The 19,653-nt window shown below is 69.3% G+C and carries 18 protein-coding genes; 16 read left to right on the top strand and 2 right to left on the bottom strand.

Annotated elements, in window-relative coordinates; all coding sequences use genetic code 11:
- The first annotated feature begins 39 nt into the window (after positions 1–39).
- The 15 genes from EHW97_RS03490 (at position 40) to EHW97_RS03420 (ending at position 15,021) form a co-directional block, all read left to right on the top strand.
- Positions 40–774 carry an SDR family NAD(P)-dependent oxidoreductase gene (locus tag EHW97_RS03490; RefSeq protein ID WP_208001855.1) on the top strand — a complete coding sequence of 245 codons (735 nt, stop codon included), beginning with the start codon at positions 40–42 and terminating at the stop codon, positions 772–774.
- An 18-nt stretch (positions 775–792) separates the two neighbouring features.
- Entirely contained in the window at positions 793–1,314 is a 522-nt protein-coding gene (locus EHW97_RS03485; protein ID WP_124235773.1) for a type II 3-dehydroquinate dehydratase, read from the top strand.
- An 18-nt stretch (positions 1,315–1,332) separates the two neighbouring features.
- Complete coding sequence (locus EHW97_RS03480; RefSeq protein ID WP_124235772.1) at positions 1,333–2,061, top strand: alpha/beta fold hydrolase; 729 nt, start codon at positions 1,333–1,335, stop codon at positions 2,059–2,061.
- Positions 2,062–2,074: 13 nt separating this feature from the next.
- Positions 2,075–2,479 carry a Zn-ribbon domain-containing OB-fold protein gene (locus tag EHW97_RS03475; protein WP_124235771.1) on the top strand — a complete coding sequence of 135 codons (405 nt, stop codon included), beginning with the start codon at positions 2,075–2,077 and terminating at the stop codon, positions 2,477–2,479.
- Positions 2,476–3,630 (top strand): thiolase family protein, encoded by a 1,155-nt coding sequence (locus tag EHW97_RS03470; protein WP_208001854.1) that lies wholly within the window; start codon positions 2,476–2,478, stop codon positions 3,628–3,630. Before EHW97_RS03475 ends, EHW97_RS03470 begins: the two co-directional genes overlap by 4 nt.
- On the top strand, positions 3,627–4,886 hold the full coding sequence (locus EHW97_RS03465) for a CaiB/BaiF CoA transferase family protein (protein ID WP_124235770.1): 1,260 nt from the start codon (positions 3,627–3,629) through the stop codon (positions 4,884–4,886). Before EHW97_RS03470 ends, EHW97_RS03465 begins: the two co-directional genes overlap by 4 nt.
- 2 nt (positions 4,887–4,888) lie before the next feature.
- Positions 4,889–5,650 (top strand): alpha/beta fold hydrolase, encoded by a 762-nt coding sequence (locus EHW97_RS03460; RefSeq protein WP_124235769.1) that lies wholly within the window; start codon positions 4,889–4,891, stop codon positions 5,648–5,650.
- Positions 5,651–5,691: 41 nt separating this feature from the next.
- Positions 5,692–6,408: a haloacid dehalogenase-like hydrolase gene (locus EHW97_RS03455; protein ID WP_124235768.1), complete on the top strand. Its 717-nt coding sequence runs from the start codon at positions 5,692–5,694 to the stop codon at positions 6,406–6,408.
- Between the two features lie 108 nt (positions 6,409–6,516).
- Positions 6,517–7,944, top strand: a complete 1,428-nt coding sequence (locus EHW97_RS03450; RefSeq protein ID WP_124235767.1) for an FGGY family carbohydrate kinase — start codon at positions 6,517–6,519, stop codon at positions 7,942–7,944.
- Positions 7,941–9,323 carry an NAD(P)/FAD-dependent oxidoreductase gene (locus EHW97_RS03445; RefSeq protein WP_124235766.1) on the top strand — a complete coding sequence of 461 codons (1,383 nt, stop codon included), beginning with the start codon at positions 7,941–7,943 and terminating at the stop codon, positions 9,321–9,323. Before EHW97_RS03450 ends, EHW97_RS03445 begins: the two co-directional genes overlap by 4 nt.
- Complete coding sequence (locus EHW97_RS03440; RefSeq protein WP_124235765.1) at positions 9,320–10,561, top strand: NAD(P)/FAD-dependent oxidoreductase; 1,242 nt, start codon at positions 9,320–9,322, stop codon at positions 10,559–10,561. Before EHW97_RS03445 ends, EHW97_RS03440 begins: the two co-directional genes overlap by 4 nt.
- 51 nt (positions 10,562–10,612) lie before the next feature.
- Complete coding sequence (locus tag EHW97_RS03435; protein WP_124235764.1) at positions 10,613–12,130, top strand: amino acid permease; 1,518 nt, start codon at positions 10,613–10,615, stop codon at positions 12,128–12,130.
- Positions 12,131–12,300: 170 nt separating this feature from the next.
- Positions 12,301–13,047 (top strand): DeoR/GlpR family DNA-binding transcription regulator, encoded by a 747-nt coding sequence (locus EHW97_RS03430; protein WP_166367372.1) that lies wholly within the window; start codon positions 12,301–12,303, stop codon positions 13,045–13,047.
- A gap of 139 nt (positions 13,048–13,186) precedes the next feature.
- Positions 13,187–14,182, top strand: a complete 996-nt coding sequence (locus EHW97_RS03425) for an ATP-binding cassette domain-containing protein (RefSeq protein WP_124235762.1) — start codon at positions 13,187–13,189, stop codon at positions 14,180–14,182.
- Positions 14,179–15,021: an ABC transporter permease gene (locus EHW97_RS03420; RefSeq protein ID WP_124235761.1), complete on the top strand. Its 843-nt coding sequence runs from the start codon at positions 14,179–14,181 to the stop codon at positions 15,019–15,021. Before EHW97_RS03425 ends, EHW97_RS03420 begins: the two co-directional genes overlap by 4 nt.
- A 211-nt stretch (positions 15,022–15,232) precedes the next feature.
- Here the strand turns inward: EHW97_RS03420 and EHW97_RS03415 are convergent, their stop codons facing one another.
- Positions 15,233–18,334: an ATP-binding protein gene (locus tag EHW97_RS03415; RefSeq protein WP_166367371.1), complete on the bottom strand. Its 3,102-nt coding sequence runs from the start codon at positions 18,332–18,334 to the stop codon at positions 15,233–15,235.
- 119 nt (positions 18,335–18,453) lie between these two features.
- Between EHW97_RS03415 and EHW97_RS03410 the strand changes: the two genes are divergently transcribed.
- Positions 18,454–18,885 carry an organic hydroperoxide resistance protein gene (locus EHW97_RS03410; protein WP_124235759.1) on the top strand — a complete coding sequence of 144 codons (432 nt, stop codon included), beginning with the start codon at positions 18,454–18,456 and terminating at the stop codon, positions 18,883–18,885.
- 14 nt (positions 18,886–18,899) lie between these two features.
- On the opposite strand, the gene EHW97_RS03405 is transcribed toward EHW97_RS03410, so the two are convergent.
- The gene (locus EHW97_RS03405) at positions 18,900–19,574 is read right to left on the bottom strand and encodes a GntR family transcriptional regulator (RefSeq protein ID WP_208001853.1); all 675 of its coding nucleotides are present in this window, start codon (positions 19,572–19,574) and stop codon (positions 18,900–18,902) included.
- Between the last annotated feature and the right edge of the window lie 79 nt (positions 19,575–19,653).

Here is a 19,653-nt window from a genome sequence, read left to right as displayed (position 1 = left end):
ACGAAAGGGAATTCGAGAGTGGAACCAACGAGCAGGGTCGTGCTGGTCACCGGCAGCGGTCAGGGCATCGGTCGCAAGTTCGCGCAGGCGTTCGCCGAGCAGGGCGACCGCGTCGTCGTCGCCGACATCAACGCCGAGGCCGCCGAACGAGTGGCTGAGGAGATCCGCGCGTCCGGCGGCCAGGCGATCGGCGTCGCCGCCGACGTCAGCGACAAGGCCGGCGTCGACGCGATGGTGCAGCGTGCCGTCGACGAGTTCGGCACCGTGCACGTCCTGGTGAACAACGCCGCGATGTTCTCGTCGCTGACGATGAAGCCGTTCGAGGAACTGACGGTGGAGGAATGGGACAGCATCTTCGCGGTCAATGCGCGGGGAGTGTTCCTCTGCTGCCAGGCGGTCGCCCCGCACATGAAGGCGCAGCGCTTCGGACGAATCGTCAACATCTCGTCGAGCGTCGTGGTGACCGGTCGCGCGAACTACGCGCACTACGTCGCCTCGAAGGGTGCCGTGCAGGCGTTCAACAAGTCGCTCGCCACCGAGCTGGGCTCCTTCGACGTGACAGCCAACGTGGTGAGCCCGCACGGCATCGTCACCGAGGTGCCGCGCGACACCATCACCGAGGACCAGTGGGACTCGATCATCGCGGGTCACGCCATCAAGCGGAAGGGCACGCCCGAGGACGTCGTCGCAGCCGTGCGCTTCTTCGCCTCGAACGAGGCCGGCTACATCACCGGGCAGTCGCTGCTCGTCGATGCCGGCCTTCGCTACACCTGAGAACGAAAGGACCATTCCATGACCTCACGAACGGTGGAACGCCGCGGAGATCGTCGGCACCGCATCGCACTCATCGACGGCCCGAACATGTCGAGCCTCGGGCGCCGCAGCAAGCAGGTCTACGGCGAGATCAACTCGCTGGCCGACCTGCAGCGCTACGTCGTCGAGTACGGCGAGGCGCTCGGCGTGGAGATCGAGACCTTCGATTCGAACCACGAGGGCTACATCCTCGAGTACATCCACGAGTCGGCGGACCGCGTCGATGCGTACATCATCAACCCGGCCGGTCTCACCACGAAGGGCGAAGGCGTCCGCCACGCGCTGGAGGACACCGGGCTTCCGACGGTCGAGGTGCATTTCTCCAACATTCAGGCGGCAGCCGGGTCCTCCCGTGGCCTCGGGGGCGGGAGCATCTCCTCGAGCTTCACGCACACGGCGACCGGGATGTGCATGGGCTTGCGCCAGTACAGCTACGTGGGCGCGTTGACGGCTCTCGTGCATGCCTTGGACGACCAGGGCTTCCTGGCACCCGACGCCTGAGCGGTCGGGAGTCTGATCGTGTCTCGTCACCCCGTGGTCGCGCTGCACTCGTTGTTCTTCGACGGGTCGATGTTCGATGACATCGCCGTGCTGACCGGGCGTGCGATCATCGCGCCCGATCATCGCGGACAGGGGGCGCGCAGCGCCGAAGCTCCAGGAGACGTGGACGCCCTCGCGGACGATGTGTGCGCGCTGGTGCAGGACCTGGAGGAGCCCGTTCACCTCGTGGGGTCCTCCATGGGGGCCTACGTCGCGATGGTCGCGGCCGCCCGGTTGGGCGACCGCGTCCGCACCTGCACCCTCTCGGCAGCGACGGCGGACGCCGAACGACGCCCGGAGGTGTTCGCGGCCCTGGTCGCTCAGCTGCGTGATCCGGGACCCGCCGCGCGCGTCGACCTGCTCGCGCAGACCATGTTCGGCTCCGCCTTCCTCGAGACCGATGGGGACCGGTGCCGGCACTGGCGAGAGCGGTTCGCCCGCCTCGAGCCGAGCGTCGCGGATGCGGCGGAGCTCGTGTTCGAACGGCGCGATCTCTGGGACGACGTCCGCATGATCAGCGCCCCGTTACGCCTTCTCGCCGGTGGGCTCGACCGGGCGAAGTCGCCCGCCGACATGCAGCGCATCAGCGACGAGGTCGGATGCCCGCCACCGCTGGTGCTCAGCCGCTCAGGACACACACCCTTCGTCGAACAACCACGCGAGGTGGCCGAGGCACTCGCGTCGTTCTGGGCGACTCACGAAGAATGAAAGGAACGTATTGATGACCGACCAGGAGTCCGTCCTGCAGCCGGTACCCGACACCGCTGCCGACGACCGACCTGTCGTGACGGAGAACGGCGGCCTGCGCGGTGGGCGCTGCCAGTCGTGCGGGGCGGGCAGCTTCCCGCGGGCGTATATCTGCCCCAGCTGCAACAGCACCGAGATCCACGACGCGGAGCTGCCAGGCGAGGGAAGCCTGTACACGTGGACGACCGTCCACATCTCGCCGACCTTCGCGACGCCCTACACCCTCGGCTACATCGACCTGAGCGACGGCTTGCGCCTCCTGGCTCAGGTGCTCGCACCCCAGGAGCAGCTTCGCTGCGACCTGCCGGTGCGCCTCGCGACCAGTGACCAGAGCCCGACCGGCTGGGGCTTCGTGCCCGTGGAAGGAGCCACCGCGTGATTCAGGACAACGCCGCCTCGGTGATCGGCGGAGCCATGATCAAGATGGGCAAGCACCGTGAGTCCTCGTACTCCGGTTTGGCGGCTCCCGCTGCGCTCGGAGCACTGCGCGACGCCGGCATCACGAAGGACGAGGTGGGTGCGGTGTTCTGCGGCCACGCGTTCGGCGGCATGCTCACCGGGCAGCGCATCGTCAAGGAGCTGGGCATCGGAGACGTGCCCGTCACGAACGTCGACAACGCGTGCTCTGGCGGCGCCACGGCAGTGCACCTGGCGGTCCGGGCCATCGAGGACGGTCACTGCGACATCGCCCTCGTGATCGGCGTCGACAAGCTCACCCAGTTCGGTGGCGGCACTCTCCCGCTGGTGCAGGAGGACCCCGAGGTCCAGAACGGCATCGTCATGCCGGCCGTGTACGCCATGCGCGCGCGGCGCTTCCTGCACGAGCGCGACGCGACGGTGGAGGATCTGGCGGCGGTGAGCGTGAAGGCTCGTCGGCACGGCGCCGCGAATCCTTACGCGCAGTTCCAGTCGGAGGTCACGGTCGAGCAGGTGCTCGACTCGCGGCCCATCGCCGACCCGTTGACGCTCATGCAGTGCTGCCCCACGGGCGATGGTGCGGCGGCGGTCGTGCTGATGTCCGAGCGTGAGCGCAAGCGGCGCGGTGCCCAGGGCATGCGCGCTGCGGCGTCGGTGCTGCACTCCGGTCAGTTCGAGGCTGGATTCCGGGACATGCTGCGGCCGGAGATCTCGTACCACTCGGCACGCGACGCCTACGAGGCTGCGGGCTTCGGACCCGAGGACCTCGACGTCGTCGAGTTGCACGACGCCTTCACCATCGCCGAGCTCGTCTACTACGAGGCCCTGGGCTTGTGCGAACCCGGGGAGTCGGTCGGGCTGCTGCGCGACGGGCGGACCGCTTACGGGGGCGACGTCGTGGTGAACCCCTCGGGCGGACTGCTGTCGAAGGGCCACCCGGTGGGGGCCAGCGGCGTGGCGCAGGTCGTCGAAGCACTGTGGCACCTCACCGATCGAGCGGGTGCGCGTCAGGTCGAGAACGCCCAGCGCGCGTTGACGCACGTCACCGGCGGTGGCATCGCCGGCCTGGATCACGGTGCCTGCACGATCCACCTGTTCGAGAGGACGGCATGACCGAGGACCTCCTGACCCCTCCGCTCGACGGCATCCGGGTCGTCGACCTGACGACCTTCCTGTCAGGGCCGTTCGGCACTCAGATGCTGGTCGACCTGGGTGCGGAGGTCATCAAGGTCGAGCCACTGGCGGGAGACTCCAGCCGGTCGATACCGCCGCATTTCGTCGGCGAGGACAGCGCCTACTTCCTCGCGAACAACCGGTCGAAGCGCTCGGTCGCGATCGATCTGAAGGACCCCGACGGGCTCGACGCCGTCCGCAAGCTCATCGCCGCAGCCGATGTCGTGGTGGAGAACTTCCGGCCCGGGGTGTGCGAGCGGCTCGGCCTGAGCCCGCGGGAGCTGCGTGCCCAGCGTCCCGACCTCATCTGGGTGTCGATCAGCGGCTTCGGTCAGGTCGGTCCGTGGAAGGACAAGCCGGCCTACGACATGATCGTCCAAGCCTTGTCCGGCGTCATGAGCCTCACCGGCGAGCCCGAGCCGGGCCGCCCCGCGGTTCGGCTCGGCATTCCTGCCGGTGACCTCGTCGCGGGGATGTTCGCCGCCTTCGGCACGCTGGCCGCCTACATCCGGCGTCTGCGGACCGGCAAGGGCGCGCAGCTGGACGTCTCCATGCTCGACAGCCAGCTGGTGATGACGAGTTACCAGGCGGTGTACGCGATGCTCAGCGGTGTCACGCCGGGCCCGCAGGGTGCGCGTCATGACTCGATCCCCACGTACCGGTCGTTCCGCGGCGGCGACGATCGCGAGTTCGTCGTCACCGCGAACACCGAGCGGATGTGGCAGGGGCTGTGTCGGGTCATCGGTCGACCCGAGCTCATCGACGACGAGCGCTTCGCCACCCCCGGCGGGCGCCTGGCGCATCGCGACGAACTCTGGCCCGTCCTGGAAGCAGCCTTCACCCAGAAGGACGCCGCCACCTGGGTGCAACTCTTGGAACAGGAGCGCGTCCCCTGTGCTCTGATCAAGACCGTCACCGAGGCGCTGGACGACGCTCGCGAGAGCGGTCACCAGATGGTGGTCGAACTCACCGACGACGAGGGACACGCGGTCGAGGTGGTGGGAAACCCGGTGCGGCTGATCGGGGAACAGGGCTACGAGCCGCAGGAGTACGCCTACCCTCCGAAGCTGGGCGAACACTCCCGGGACCTGCTGCGCGAGGTGGGCGTCACGGAGGCCGCGATCACCGCCATGGAGGAGCGCGGGGTGCTCGGCGTGCGTCCTCCGCACCCCGAACCGGTCGTCCGCGCGGAGTGACGATGGCCAAACGAATTCGGCTCGGGGGTATCGAGACCGACGCGCTCGTCTGGGGGCCGGAGAACGGCGTGCCGGTGATTCTCGCGCATTCGGCCGGACTCGACGCCCGATCCATGTCGACCTTCGCGGTCGCGGCGGCGGCGCGAGGTTATCGGGCATACGGAATCGACCTGCGCGGCCATGGGCGTTCTGGGGCCAGGCCGGCGCAAGTCACCCTGCGCGGGATGGCCGATGACCTTGTCGAGGCGGTCGAGTTCTTCGGGCTCGACCGCCCCCGTCTCCTGGGAATCTCGATGGGAGGAGTGGTCGCCGGCCTCGCCGCGGCAGTTGCGCCGTCGCGGTGGCGCGACCTTGCCGTCGTGTGCTCACCCGACCGGGGCTATCCGGTCTTCGAGCAGCGGGCGGTGGCAGGCAGTGAGGGCATGGCAATGCTGGCACGGGACACGATCGAGCGGTGGTTCACCGCGTCCGAGGTTGCGGAACGCCCGTCGTACGTCATCGAGGCGGAAGCGACCGTGCGAGCGATGCACCCTCTTCGCTGGGACGCCACCTGGCGTGATTTCAGCCGATTCGGGGGTTGGGTCCGACCGGAGGGGCTGCCGGTCCGGTGCTTCGCCGGCGCGCTCGACGTCTCGACGCCGCCTGACGTCATGCAACGTATCGTCGACGTGGTGGGGGGCCGCCTGACCGTGATCGCTGACGCCCCGCACCAGTTGCTGTACGCACATGCGCATACCGTCCTTGATGCCTGGGACGAACGCTGAGGCGCTCTCCGTACTCTCAACCTCGGGCTCACCGAGGGTCCATGACTGAGATGGAGGCCGGCCACGTGAACGACGCAGCTCAGCTCGACGGTTCGTCCTCACGGCGAGTGGTCTTCGACTTCGACGGAGTCTTCACCGCGGTGGATTCCACGGCCGCCTGGCTGACGCCGCGGTTGCGCGCTCGCCCGCTCCGCCTGCTGCGCTGCGCCCCGTGGCTCGTCGGTTTCGCGGTTTCCGGGAGGCATCCGCGCGTGCGGACGTGGTTCACTCGCCGGCTCATGGACGGTGTCTTCGCGGGGGAGCGGCCGGAACGGCTGGTCGCCGAACTGCGTCGGTTCGGGTCGGTCGTGGCGCTCGACGAGGCGTTCACGGTTCCCGACGCGGTGGATCGCGTCCGTGCTCACCTTCGCGACGGGGACGAGGTCGCCATCGTCTCGGCGGGGCTCGAACCTCTGCTCGCCGGCTGGTGTGAGGCGCTCGGCCTGGAGGTGACCGTCTGCTCCTCGGCGTTGCGTGTCAAGGGTCGGTCGCTGATCCTCGCCGACCATTGCTTCGCGCAGCGGAAGGTCGAACGGCTTGCCGAACTCGGGTGGTCACGCTGGGACCGCGTCTACACCGACTCCGCTCACGACGTTCCGCTCATCGCCCTCGCGGCGGAGACGGTGCTGGTGAACCCGTCCGCTCACACCCTGCGAGAAGCGCAGGCGGTCAGCGCGTCCGTCCGCTCCGTGACCTGGGGTGTGCGCGCGAGGGCTTGACAGTAACGGTCACCACATTCCACAATTTCGGGCATCAACGGCTAAGTTCAGGCAGAACCGGTCAATGTCGGTTCAGGGCGCCGCGGCCGTGCACGAAAAGGAGCGCAGGTGGCCATCCTCGCCATCGACCAGGGAACGTCGGGCACCAAGGCCGTCGTCGTCGACGATGACGGCATCGTCGCGGTGGCCGAACGCGAGCTGCGACCGCGGTATCTGTCCGGCGGTGGTGTGGAGCAGGACCCGCAGGAGCTGCTGCAGTCGGTCCTCGACAGCGGTCGCGAGGCCGCCACGAGCGCGGGCCGCCGGCTGACCGCGGTCGCCCTGGCGAACCAGGGTGAGACGGTGCTCGCGTGGGACCCCGCTACCGGGGAGCCGTTGACCACCGCACTGTCGTGGCAGGACCGCCGCGCCGAGAGCATCTGTGCGGAGCTCGCCGGTCACGCCGAGGAGATCCGCTCCCGCACCGCTTTGCAGCTCGACCCCTACTTCTCCGCGCCGAAGATGGCGTGGCTGCGACGGAACCTGACCCGAGACGGCGTCGTCACCACGACGGACACCTGGCTCGTGCACCAGCTCACCGGCGAGTTCGTGACCGACACGTCGACGGCGAGCCGGTCGCTGCTGCTCGACATCGACGAGGTCGCGTGGGACGAGCGGCTGCTCGAGCTGTTCGGGCTGCCCGGTGAACGGTTGCCGCGGCTCGTCACCAGCGACGAGGTCGTGGGCACCACGACGGCCTTCGGCGACGAGGTGCCGGTGGCCGGGCTCATCGTCGACCAGCAGGCTGCGTTGCTCGCCGAGGGATGCCTCGACCGGGGGACCGCCAAGTGCACCTACGGCACGGGCGCGTTCCTGCTCGTCAACCTGGGCGATCACGCGCCACGGTTCGACAACGGCCTCACCACCTCCATCGCCTGGACCTTGCGTGGGCGCACCAGCTACTGCGCGGACGGTCAGGTGTACACCGCCGCCTCCGCAGTGCGCTGGCTGTGCGACCTCGGGTTGATCGAATCGGCTGCAGAACTCGACTCCGTCGCGGCGGATTCCTCCGACGGTGTCGTGTGCGCTCCCTCGTTCGCCGGGCTCGCCGCGCCGTGGTGGCGCCCGGATGCACGAGCGTTCCTCAGCGGCATGAGCCTGTCGACCGGACGTCCGCAGATCGTGCGGGCCGTCCTCGAGGGAATCAGCGCGCAAGTCGCCGAGCTCGCGGCCCTGACCGACGAGGAACTGGGTGCCCCCCTCGTCCGCCTCCGGGTGGACGGCGGGCTGACGCGCAGCCGCGTGCTCATGCAGAGCCAGGCCGACCTGCTGCAGACCCCGATCGACATCTACGGCTCCGAGCATGCAACCGCGCTGGGTGCGGCGGCCGCGGCCCGGCTCGCTCTCGACCCCGCCCTCGACGTGGCCGACGCGCCGCTGCCGTGGACGCCCGCTCACACCTTCACGCCGACGTGGTCGGAGACCGAGAGCGCCCGATTCCGCCGTCGATGGCGCGCCGCCGTCGACGCCGACCTGACCCGAGGGGACCACGCATGACGACCTACGACATCACGATCATCGGTGCGGGAGTCGTCGGCACGGCGATCGCCCGCGCGCTCAGCCGCCGCGACCTCTCGGTCGCGCTCGTCGACAGTGCCGACGACGTCGGCGAGGGCACGAGCAAGGCCAACACGGCGATCCTGCACACCGGATTCGACGCCAAGCCCGGCACGCTCGAGTCGCGTCTGGTCAGCCGCGGTTACGCCCTGCTCAGCGACTACGCGGCGCAGACCGGCATCCCGCTCGAGCGCACCGGAGCGGTCCTCGTGGCCTGGACCGAGGAGGAACTGGGCAACCTGCCGGGTCTTCGCGATAGGGCGATCGAGAACGGTTACGACAGGTGCGAGCTGTTGACCGCCGAGGAGGTGTACACGGCAGTTCCGTCCCTCGGCCCGGGTGCCCTGGGTGGTCTCGCCGTCCCCGACGAGTCGATCATCTGCCCCTGGACACCCTCCATCGCCTACGCGACGGAAGCGGTCGAGAACGGGGCCGCGTTGCTGCTCGGCCGGGAAGTCTGCGGCATCGAGGTCGGGCCCGAGGAGACGGTCGTGCGTACGACCGCGGGTGACGTGCACACCCGCTGGCTGATCAACGCGGCCGGCCTCGGTGCCGACGTCCTCGATCGAGAGCTGGGCTACGACCGTTTCACGGTGACGCCACGCCGGGGCGAGCTGCTCGTCTTCGACAAGCTGGCCAGCAGCATGCTCGACAAGATCGTGCTGCCCGTGCCGTCGAAGCTCGGCAAGGGCGTCCTGGTGAGCCCCACCGTGTACGGCAACATCATGCTCGGTCCCACGGCCCAGGACCTCGACGACAAGACCGCGACCCAGACCTCGGAGAGCGGTTTCGAGTTCCTGCTCAGCAAGGGCGAACGGCTGATGCCGCAGCTCTTCGACGAAGAGGTCACGACGGCGTACGCAGGGCTCCGAGCGGCGGTCGACCACGGCGACTACCTCATCGATGCCGATGCGGCCCAGCGGTACGTGCTCGTCGGAGGTATCCGCTCCACGGGCCTCACCTCGTCCATGGCGATCGCGGAACATGTCGAGGACCTGCTGCGCGACGCCGGTGTCGCCCTCGAGCCGCGCGCGCAGGTGGCCGAGCCGCCGCGGATGCCGATGATCGGCGAGCGTTTCACCCGGCCTTATCAGCGCGAGGATCTCATCGCCGCCGACCCCGAGTACGGCCGCATCGTGTGTTTCTGCGAGCGCGTCACGGCCGGCGAGATCCGCGACGCCCTGACGTCGACGGTCCCGGCCGTGGACCGCGGCGGCGTGAGCCGCCGTACCCGCGCCACCAACGGCCGGTGCCAGGCCTTCTACTGCGGCGCCGCGGTCGACAGCTGCATCGCTGCGGCACGAGAGGAGTCCCGATGACCACCACGATCTCCGCGGACGTCGCCATCATCGGCGGGGGACCGGCCGGACTCACGGCGGCCGCCGACCTCGCGTCGCGAACCCGCGCCCGCGTCGTCGTGCTCGAGCGCGAGCAGGAGGCCGGCGGCATCCCTCGGCACTCCGACCACCTGGGCTACGGGATCCGCGACAAGCGCCGGTTCACCACCGGCCCGCGCTATGCGCGCCGACTCGTCGATGAAGCGCTGGCGGCGGGCGCCGACCTCCGCACCGAGACCATGGTGACCTCCTGGGACGGGACGGACATGCTCGTGACGAGCCCCGAAGGTCGGGCCCGCGTCGAGGCCACGGCGATCGTCCTCGCGACAGGGGCGCGTGAGCGTCCTCGTCCGGCGCGGATGATCCCGGGATCGCGGCCGGCCGGCGTTCTGACGACGGGGGAGCTGCAGAACACGGTCCACCTGCATCACCGCACCGTCGGGAGCCGGGCCGTCGTGGTCGGCGGCGAGCTCGTGTCGTGGTCGGCGGTGATGACTCTCAAGGAGGCGGGCTGCCGGACGGAGGCGCTGGTCACCAGTCATGCCGCCCCCGAGTCGTACGCGGTGTTCAACCTCGGCGGCCGGGTGATGTTCCGGCCGCGACTCGTCACCGGCCACCGCGTGGTCCAGGTTCTCGGCCGACGGCGTGTGGAAGGCGTCGAGGTGGAGGACATCGCGACCGGGCGCCGCGAGGTGCTCCCTTGCGACACCGTCGTGTTCACCGGCGACTGGATTCCCGATCACGAGCTTGCCCGCTCTGCTGGGATCGCACTGGATCGGGGAACGCGCGGACCGCTCGTCGACCCGCTCGGCCGGACTGGCCGCGAAGGGGTGTTCGCGGCGGGCAATCTCGTGCACCCGGTCGACACCGCCGACGTCGCGGCCCTCGGAGGGCAGCACGTCGCCCGTTCGGTCGCACGCTTCCTCGACGGGGAGCCGATGCCGCACGTCGCGCCCCTTCGCGTCGTCGGCGACGCGCCGTTCGCCTGGGTCACCCCTGGCCTGTTCCACCCGCGGCTGCCCGCTCCCGCGCGCAGCCGACTCGAGACCTGGGTCACCGAGTTCGTCCGCGTCCCGCGGGTGACGGTCCGCCAGGACGGTCGTGTTCTCACGCGCCGCGCCCTTCCATGGCCCGCCTCACCCGGGCGGGTGTTCCGCGTCCCGTGGAACGTCCTCGACGGTGCCGATCCGAACGGCGGCCCGATCCACCTCAGCTTGTGACCGGTCCCTGAGCGTCCGGCCTCCCTCCCCACCCTTCTGAAAGAGGATCTGATGAACCAGCACGACAGCCGGCGTGACGCCGGCGGCGGGTCGACCGCCCATTACCAGCAGTCGCTGGCGAAGGACCTGAGTCCCTTCACGCTGTTCGCGGTGGCCTTCGGCTTCGTGTCGATCGCGACCGGCATCTTCACCGCCTACGGGTCGGTGCTCAACTCCTCGGGCCCGCTCGGCATCTGGACCTGGCCGATCGTCGTGATCGGACAGCTCGCGGTCGCGCTCGTCTTCGGCGCTCTCGCCGCGCGGGTGCCCATCACGGGGTACGCCTACCAGTGGGTCTCGCGTCTCGCGAACCCGGTGCTCGGCTGGATTCTGGGGTGGATCTCCTTCACCTTCCTCGCGGTGGTGGTCGTCGCCGTCGACTACACGATCGCCTCGACCATCCTGCCGGTGCTGCTGGGCTACGAAGGAACCGCCGCGAACGCCTGGGTCATCACGGCGGTCGTGATGCTCCTGCAGGCGCTGCTCGTCGCCACGTCGACGCGCGCCACGCAGCGGGTGAACAACGGCGCGGTCACGATCCAGCTCGTCGGCATGATCGGTCTGGTCGTCCTGCTGTTCGGTGTCGGGTTCGCGACCGGCGACTTCGACGCCTCGAACCTCTTCAGCCGTGGCGACGTGCCCGCGGAGGGGTACTTCGCGTTCGGTGGCGCCAGCGAGGCCAGCCCGTGGGCGATGGGCTTCCTGCTCGGTGCCTTCACCATCGTCGGTTTCGAGTCGGCGGCCAACCTCGCCGAGGAGACGAAGAACCCCGCCTACGTCGTGCCCCGCGCGATGTACCGTGCGGTGATCACGCTCGGCATCCTCGGCATGCTCTTCCTCATCGCGGTCACCGGACTGAGCGGTGACCCGGCGGCCCTGGCCGGCTCGGCGACGCCGATCGCCGACGTCATCACGAACGTTCTCGGCTCGTTCCTGGGCAAGGCGATGCTCGTGCTCGTGGTGATCTCGATCTTCTCGTGCGGATTGGTCATCACGCTCAGCGGTTCGCGGCTCATCTGGGCCATGTCGCGCGACGAGCGGTTCCCGGGCTGGCAGGCGTTCCACAAGATCTCGCCGGCGCGCGGCACTCCGATGAATGCCACGTTCATGATGTTCGTCGTCAGCCAGGCCGTTCTCGGCGTCTTCGCCTTCTCCACCGACGCCCTGTTCGCGCTGTTCTCGGCGGCGACGCTCCTGCCGGCGATCATCTACGCCGCCACGGTCGCGCTCTACATCGTCAAGCGCCGCAACCTGCCGCCCACGCGCGGGTTCACCCTCGGGCGTTGGGAGATCCCGGTGCTCGTCGTCGCCGTCGTGTGGCTGGTGTGGGAGTTGCTGATCTTCCGCGATGCGTCCTTCCGGGCGTCGTGGAACTACGTCGCCGTCATGGTGGCGATCGGCGCGGTGTACTTCGTCTACCTGCTCGCCCGCAAGGGCGTCAGCGGTCTGACGATGCCCGACATGGAGTCGATCGACGCCACGCTCGACGCCGAACCCGAGACGGGCGAGCACGCGCGCCACAGTCGCTGACGCGTCGTCCTCGGCTGGCCCGGCGATCGCACCGGTCGCCGGGCCAGCCGGCTCTCGTCGTCGCGACGGGTGCCGGGAAACGGACGATACGATCGAGCCGCTGAGGGTGAGAGCGGCGAGTCTGGGAGGTGGGCGTGGCGCATTCGGCGATTCCGGCCGAGCGGTGGAGCGTGATCGAACAGGAGCTGGCGGCGCACGAATACGTGCGCACGATCGACCTGGTCGAACGTCTCGACGTCTCGGTGGAGACGGTGCGCCGCGACCTTGCCGTGATGGAGTCCCGCGGCGCGCTGGTCAGGGTCCGCGGCGGCGCGGTGGCCGCGGGGCACAAGACCCGCGTGGAGAGCTCGTACTCGGAGCGCTCCGAGTCGAGTCAGCAGGAGAAGGCGGCCATCGGTCGGGCCGCGGCTGCGCTGGTCCCCGACGACTCGACCATCGTCATCGACGTCGGGACGACCGCCCTGCACGTCGTCCGTTCGATGAGCCCGAGTTTCCAAGGTCTCCTCGTGACCAACTCGCTGCCCGCCGCCACCCTCGCCAGCGAGCGGCTCTCGTGCGGGGTCGTGGTGCTCGGAGGCCGCGTGCGCCGGGGTGACCTGGCCGTCGCGGGAATGCGATCGCACGAGTTCCTTCGGGACTTCCGCCCCGACCTCGCGTTTCTCGGTTCCGGGGGCATCTCCACGAGCGCAGGATTGACCGACTTCGACTACGACGAGGTGCAGTTGCGTCGCGTCATCATCGACGTCACGGCCCGCGCCTGGGTGCTCGCGGACTCCTCGAAGTTCGGGACCGTGGCGCCCTTCCGTGTCACCGGTTTCGACGACCTCGCCGGAGTGGTCACCGATCAACAGCCGCCCGGGGAACTGGCGGACACGATCGCGGACGCCGGGGCCGAGGTCGTGGTCGGAACGCGCTGACCCTCCCGCGCTCATCACGGCCCGGTCGCCTCGGCGGCCGGGCCGTGTCGCGGTCTCGCGGTCTCGCGGGCCGCGATCTAGCGGAACTCGCACTCTTCTAGCGCCTCACAGGTGACAGTGTGAACGAGAGGAGAGAACGGTGACCGAAGCGGCCATCGAAGTCCGCGGACTCGTCAAGAGGTTCGGCGAGAACGTGGCGGTCGACGGGATCGACCTGACGGTGCCGGCAGGAACGGTCTACGGCGTGCTGGGACCGAACGGCGCGGGCAAGACGACGACGGTCAAGATGCTGGCGACGCTCTTGAAACCCGACGGGGGAGAGGCGCGCGTCTTCGGCCGCGATGTCGTGCGTGAGGCCGACGACGTGCGCGGCCTCGTGAGCATGACCGGCCAGTACGCGTCCGTCGACGAGGACCTCACCGGCACGGAGAACCTCGTGCTGCTGGCGCGCCTGCTCGGCTACTCCAAGAAGGCTGCCGCGGCACGGTCCGAGCTCTTCCTGGAGACGCTGGGACTGACCGCCGCGGCGGATCGCCAGGTGAAGAACTACTCCGGCGGCATGCGACGTCGGCTCGACATCGCGGCAAGCCTGCTGTCGGTGCCGAAGCTGCTGTTCCTCGACGAGCCCACCACGGGTCTCGATCCCCGCAGCCGCAATCAGGTGTGGGAGATCGTCCGGGCGATCGTCGACCAGGGCACCACGGTCCTGCTCACGACGCAGTACCTTGACGAGGCCGACCAGCTGGCATCGCGCATCGCCGTGATCGACGAGGGGCGCGTGATCGCCGAGGGGACCAAGGGCGAACTGAAGGCCTCGATCGGCGGCGGCAGCGTGCACGTGCGGCTCCGCGACTCGAGCCGTCGCGAGGAAGCGGCAACGCTGCTGGCCGAGACACTCGGCGCCGACGTGCAGCGCGACGCCGACCCGGTCGCCCTCACCGCTCGCCTCCGGGAGACGCGGACCGCCGGCGACGACGCAGTGACCGAACTCGCCGCGCATCAGACCGGCGTCGCCCTCGGCGAACTCGCACGGGCCGGCATCATCGTGGACTCCTTCTCGATGGGACAGCCCAGTCTCGACGAGGTGTTCCTCGCCCTCACCAACCGTCCTGCCGTTTCCGAGGAGGTCGCATGACCACGCAGTCCACCACCAGTCCTGAGCTCAGCGCCCCGCGCACGGACGAGCTCGCGAAGGTCTTCATCACCGAGCGACCGCCGCGCCCGTCGGCGTGGTCCGCCTCGGCGACGTTCGGCTGGCGCGCGCTGCTGAAGATCAAGCACGTCCCGGAGCAGTTGTTCGACGTGACGCTCTTCCCGATCATGATGACCCTGATGTTCACGTACCTCTTCGGCGGTGCGCTGGCCGGTTCGCCGACTGATTACCTCCAGTTCTTCCTGCCGGGGATTCTGGTCGTGAGCATCGTGATGATCACGATGTACACCGGCTTGTCGGTCAACACCGACATCGAGAAGGGCGTCTTCGACCGGTTCAGGACGCTGCCGATCTGGCGGCCTGCGCCCATGGTCGGCTATCTGCTCGGCGACGGATTCCGGTACGCGATCGCGTCCACGGTCATCATCGTCATGGGGCTCATCCTCGGGTTCCGTCCCGCGGGAGGTGTCACGGGCGTGCTCGCCGGTGTCGCCGTGCTGCTGGCGTTCTGCTTCGCGTTGTCGTGGGTCTGGACGATGTTCGGGCTGCTGCTGCGCTCGGACAAGTCGGTCATGGGCGTCAGCATGATGGTCGTGATGCCGCTGTCGTTCCTGTCCAGCGCTTACGTCGATCCCGCGACCATGCCGAACTGGCTCGAGGCGCTCGTCGCGGTCAACCCGATCACCTTCGCCGTCGACAGCGTGCGAGGACTGATGTCTGGGGAGTGGCCGGGTACCGACCTGCTGTGGCTGTCGATCCTCAGCGTCGCGCTCGTCGCGATCTTCGGCACCGCCACTATGCGCCTCTACAACCGCAAGTAACCCAGGTTGTAGGTGGTCGAGTAGGCCCGAGGAACGAGGGCCGCATCGAGACCAGTCGAGGCGACGTGGTCTCGATGCGTCGGTCGCTGAGCGACCTCCTACTCGACCACCTATGCCCGGCTGTAGGCGGTCGAGTAGCTCCGAGGGACTCGATACGTCGGTCGCTGAGCGACCTCCTACTCGACCACCTATGCCGGTGGTCCAACTCGGGTCAGTGGAGGCGCCAGGTGACGGGGTCGGAGGGGCGGTAGGAGCAGAACGTGCCCGTGTTGACAGAGGCACGGAGGTGCTCGCCGAGGGCGGGATGGACCCCCTCGATCTTGCGCAGCGCGTCCCGGATGCGGGCGGTGACCGTCTTGCGGGCCCGCTCGGTCTCGTCACCGAGACGCCGCGATCGGCCGCCGAGACGCGTGGCCGCGCGGAGCTCGTCGATGAGCGCCTCCCGTTCCGCCAGGAGCGCGTCGCGCCGCTCCACGTCACCAGCGAGTCCGGCTGCATCGAGCAACTCATCCAGCTGCGTCAGCCGGGCGCGGTACTGCTGTCGGGCCGTGTCGTCGAGCACGGCGTCCCCACCGAAGCGCATCGCGGCGTCGGCCTGCGGATCGCGGTGGGGGTTGAGCAAGGTGGTGCTCGCGATCTCCGACCCGGGCGCCGCGATCAGCGTGTGCAGGTCGCCCAGTCCCTTGGCGTGCGGCAACGTCACCGAGTGCCCGTCCCAGGTGAGCTGCCACGTCGCACCCTGGCGGCAGAACGCGTTGCCGTCGAGCCGGCTCGCTGGAGCAGCGGAGGACGAGCCCTCGACGAGCGCCTTGGTCCGTCGTTCGAGGCCGGGGACGTCGAGCTCGGCGAGAAGGGGCATGAGCGTCTCGCGAACGGTCGCCCGTCGAGGATCGTCCGCCGGCAGCGCCTCGATGAGCGCGAGCTGCGCCGTCGCCGCCCAGTACGGCGACGACAGATGCTCCGCCTGGCGGGTCGCCCGCTCGAGGAACCCGACGGCTCGATCCTGCTCGCCTGCGGCGGCGTCGAGCAGACCGAGGTAGAGGTCGATCGGGCCACCCAGGTCCATGCCGTACAGGTCCACCGACCACGTGCCGCTCCACTGCGCCATCCGCTCTCGTGCCCGCGCGAGGAGTTCACCGTGGCCGGTTCCCGCCGCAACGAGCGCCAGCACGCGATCGTAGAGAATCCGCGGGACCCCTTCGTCGTTCTCGTCCACCCGCTCGAGCAGCACGGCGGCGTCGCGGTGACGCCCTTCCTCGGCCGCTTGGGCCGCGCTCAGGACGTCGTAGTCGAAGGCGCTGTCGGCGAGCAGGCTGAGCGCGTGGCGGGCTTGGTCGAAGTCCCCGCGTCGAAGGTGCAGCACCCAGTGCAGATAGCGGAGTGCCCAACCGAAGGCGTGCTCCTGCGGAAGCACCTCCTCGGCCCGCGCGGACCGTTCCCAGGCCTCGTCGAACCGGCCGCGGAACCCGGCGATGAGCGCACCGTCGATGTGCTCGCTCGCCGCGAAGATCGGTGTCTGATACCGAGCTGCCAGCGCGGCGAAGGCGCGGTACTGCTCGAGGTAGCCGGGGTCGTTCTGTTCCAGCATCGTGACCCAGAGGAGCGAGGCAGCGAACTGCTCCGTGGTGCGGTCGCCGTGGCGTCGCGCGACCGTCTGCAGTTCCGCGACGACGCGTTGGCGTTCGGCTGCCTTGCCGGCGCGCCACAGCACCGCGTGGTGCACCGACAGCATCGTGCTGAGCGACTCGTAGTCCGCGTCGGCACGAGCGATCTCAGCCAGGTGCTCGACGACCGCCCGGTACAACTCGTCGTCCGCATCGGGCAGGGGTGACGGCAGCAATGACGCGGCACTCGACCGAAGGAGAGCTCGGACGCGGTCGCGATCGACCTCGGAGTACGAGTGGAGTCCGAGGGCGACCCGCGCTGCAGTGACCGTGGAATGACGTGTCGCCTCGTCGAGCACCTCGGTCATGAGCGCGAGCGCGTCGGCGCGGGGCGACCGGTTGAGGGTCGCGGCGAAGTGCATCTCGCCGGCGAGGTCGAGCCGGATGAGGGTGCGTCGCTCCGGATCGGAGGTCAACGCGGCCGCTCGCCGGTAGAAGTCGATGGACGCGCGCAGATCCAGATGGGAGTTGGCGTCGCGTCCCGCGGCGATGAGCAGGTCGACGGTGCGCTCGGAGTCGATCAGGTCGCCCGCGCGCAGGGCATGGTCGGCCGCCTGCCCCGGAAGCACCGCCTGCGGATGGTCGTCGAGCGCGTTGACGACGGCTGCATGCAGCCGAGCTTCGGTGGCTGAGTCGAGATCGGTCAGCACGGTCTCGCGGACGAGGTCGTGCACGAACTCGTAGGTGCTCTCGTTCGTGGTCCGCAGGAGTCGTGCGGCGAGCGCTGCCGCGAGCGCGCTCGAGCAGTCGTCGACGGAAAGACCGGCGACGGCAGCGAGGACGCGGAGCGTCGTGGGGTTCTCGACGACCGCCGCAGTCTGCAGCACCGCCAGCGCCTGGGGCGGTAGCGGACGCAGCCGGCTGCGCACGGCGTCGGTCACTCCCGGTGTGAGCGCCTGCTCGCCGTGGCCGCTCGCCCACAGCCGCGCCGTCTGCTCGACGAAGAAGGGGTTGCCGCCGGACCGGTGATGCAGACGCTGGACGAACGAGGCGGGTGGCCGTTGCCCGGTAACGCGCTGCACGAGCGCGCCGACGGCCTCCAGCTCGAGCCCGGCGAGCTGGATGCTGCCGGCTTGGGGCATGAGAGCTGACAGTGCGCGGTGCGCCTCGCGACCCGGATCGATCTCGGTGTCGCGGTAGGTGCCGATGACGAGGATGCGCTCGAACCACGTGTGGCGGGACAGGAACTCGAGGAGCTGGACCGAGGTGACGTCGGCCCAGTGCAGATCCTCGATGACGACGACGAGTGGATGGCGATGGGAGATGGTGGCGAGCAAGGTGGCTACGGCGTCGAAGAACGTGAACTCGACGCCGCCGCGGTCGTCGAAAGCGGCCAGTTCGGTGGGATCGAGACCGACCTCCGCGGAGAGGGCGTCGAACTCGGTGGGGCCGAGTGCGCGCTGCAACGCGCGGAAGGCCTGGATCCAGGGCCACAGCATGGGCGTGCCCTGGGAACTGCTGCAGGTGCCGACTGCGGCCAGCGCTCCGAGCGAACGAGCATGTTCGATGGACGCGCCGATGAGAGTCGTCTTCCCGATTCCGGCCTCACCGCTGACCATCACCAGGCCGCCGTGGCTGGCGACCGTGCGCGACACATCGTCGCGCAGGCGTGCGATCCAGTCGTCACGACCGAAGATGGCGGTGGTCATCGAGTGCGAGTGTCTCACGGCACGTTGACAATCCGACCCGCCGTGAGCGGATCTGCGCGTGCCGAGGGCGCGTCCGCGTGCTTCGATCGGAGGGACAGTCCATCGACGAGAGGTTTCCCGTGCCCGAGAAGATCGTCTACACCGCATCCGTCACGTCCACCGGCGACGGCCGCAACGGCCACGTTCGCAGCACCGACGGCCTGATCGACACCGACGTCCGCACGCCGCAGGAGATGGGCGGCGAGGGCGGCGCCACCAACCCCGAGCAGCTGTTCGCCGCCGGCTACGCGGCCTGCTTCCACTCGGCGCTCAAGGCGACCAGCAAGCAGCACGGCGTGGAGATCGTGGACTCGGCAGTGACCGCCGATGTCGGCATCGGCCCCAAGGAGGGCGGCGGCTTCGAGCTCGCGGTCACACTGAACGTGGAGCTCGGCGGCGGCATCTCCGAGGAGGACGCCCAGCGCGCCGTCAAGGCGGCGCACGAGGTGTGCCCCTACTCCGACGCGACTCGCGGCAACATCGAGGTCACCCTCAACGTCGACGTGGCGTGATCGACCGCGCGCGCTCAGTGCGAGAAGGCGCGCATCAGTTCGGGGACGGCCGTGAGGTGCTGGTTGAGCACCTGCACGGCCGTTGCCGCGTCGTGCGCTTCCAGCGCTGCGACGATCTCGCGGTGCTCGCGCTCGATCGTCTCGCGGCGGTGGGGTCCCTCGGTGATCGTGCGGACCGCAAGCCGGATGTGGCGCGGCCGCAACGCTTGATACAGGTCCGCCAGGACGCGGTTGGCGCCGTGCTCGACGAGCGACTGGTGAAACCGCTGATCGAGGCGGGCGAACGTGAACCAGTCCTGGGCGGCGCCGGCTTCTTCCATGTCTGCGAGCGTCTGCTCCACCCCGGCGGGCGCGCCGCGCCGCTGGCGGCAGATCTTGGTCAACGCGGCCGACTCGATGACCAGACGCGTCTCGTAGATCTCCTGCATCTCGGTGGCGGTGATGACCCTGACCTGGGCTCCGCGGCGAGGCACGAGATCGACGTATCGCTCGGCGTGCAGGCGGCGGAGGGCTTCACGCACGGGCGTGCGGGAGGTGCCCACGCTGCGTGCCAGGCCCGACTCGTCGAGGAACTGCCCCTCGGCGTACGTGCCGACGAGGATCGCCTCGCTGATCGTGCGGTAGGCGATCGTGCTGGCCGACGGGGAGTCCTGAGCATCCCCGGCAGGCTCGTCGGCGGGCATTGACATGGCCCCACCGTACCCCTAGAGTCGCCCCAACCCGTGTCCTAGGTCACGGTGCACTGCGTGTGCAGTGTGTATACAACGT

This window comes from Aeromicrobium camelliae (assembly GCF_003850045.1).
In the GTDB taxonomy this organism is placed as follows: domain Bacteria; phylum Actinomycetota; class Actinomycetes; order Propionibacteriales; family Nocardioidaceae; genus Aeromicrobium; species Aeromicrobium camelliae.
This window is presented reverse-complemented; position numbering and strand designations above follow the sequence as displayed.

Excerpts from the sequence above, each read along its gene's own strand:
- EHW97_RS03485 (WP_124235773.1), top strand. The coding sequence starts at position 793 with ATGACCTCACGAACGGTGGAACGCCGCGGAGATCGTCGGCACCGCATC.
- EHW97_RS03475 (WP_124235771.1), top strand. The coding sequence starts at position 2,075 with ATGACCGACCAGGAGTCCGTCCTGCAGCCGGTACCCGACACCGCTGCC.
- EHW97_RS03465 (WP_124235770.1), top strand. The coding sequence starts at position 3,627 with ATGACCGAGGACCTCCTGACCCCTCCGCTCGACGGCATCCGGGTCGTC.
- EHW97_RS03460 (WP_124235769.1), top strand. The coding sequence starts at position 4,889 with ATGGCCAAACGAATTCGGCTCGGGGGTATCGAGACCGACGCGCTCGTC.
- EHW97_RS03455 (WP_124235768.1), top strand. The coding sequence starts at position 5,692 with ATGACTGAGATGGAGGCCGGCCACGTGAACGACGCAGCTCAGCTCGAC.
- EHW97_RS03445 (WP_124235766.1), top strand. The coding sequence starts at position 7,941 with ATGACGACCTACGACATCACGATCATCGGTGCGGGAGTCGTCGGCACG.
- EHW97_RS03440 (WP_124235765.1), top strand. The coding sequence starts at position 9,320 with ATGACCACCACGATCTCCGCGGACGTCGCCATCATCGGCGGGGGACCG.
- EHW97_RS03435 (WP_124235764.1), top strand. The coding sequence starts at position 10,613 with ATGAACCAGCACGACAGCCGGCGTGACGCCGGCGGCGGGTCGACCGCC.
- EHW97_RS03420 (WP_124235761.1), top strand. The coding sequence starts at position 14,179 with ATGACCACGCAGTCCACCACCAGTCCTGAGCTCAGCGCCCCGCGCACG.
- EHW97_RS03415 (WP_166367371.1), bottom strand. The coding sequence starts at position 18,334 with ATGACCACCGCCATCTTCGGTCGTGACGACTGGATCGCACGCCTGCGC.
- EHW97_RS03405 (WP_208001853.1), bottom strand. The coding sequence starts at position 19,574 with ATGTCAATGCCCGCCGACGAGCCTGCCGGGGATGCTCAGGACTCCCCG.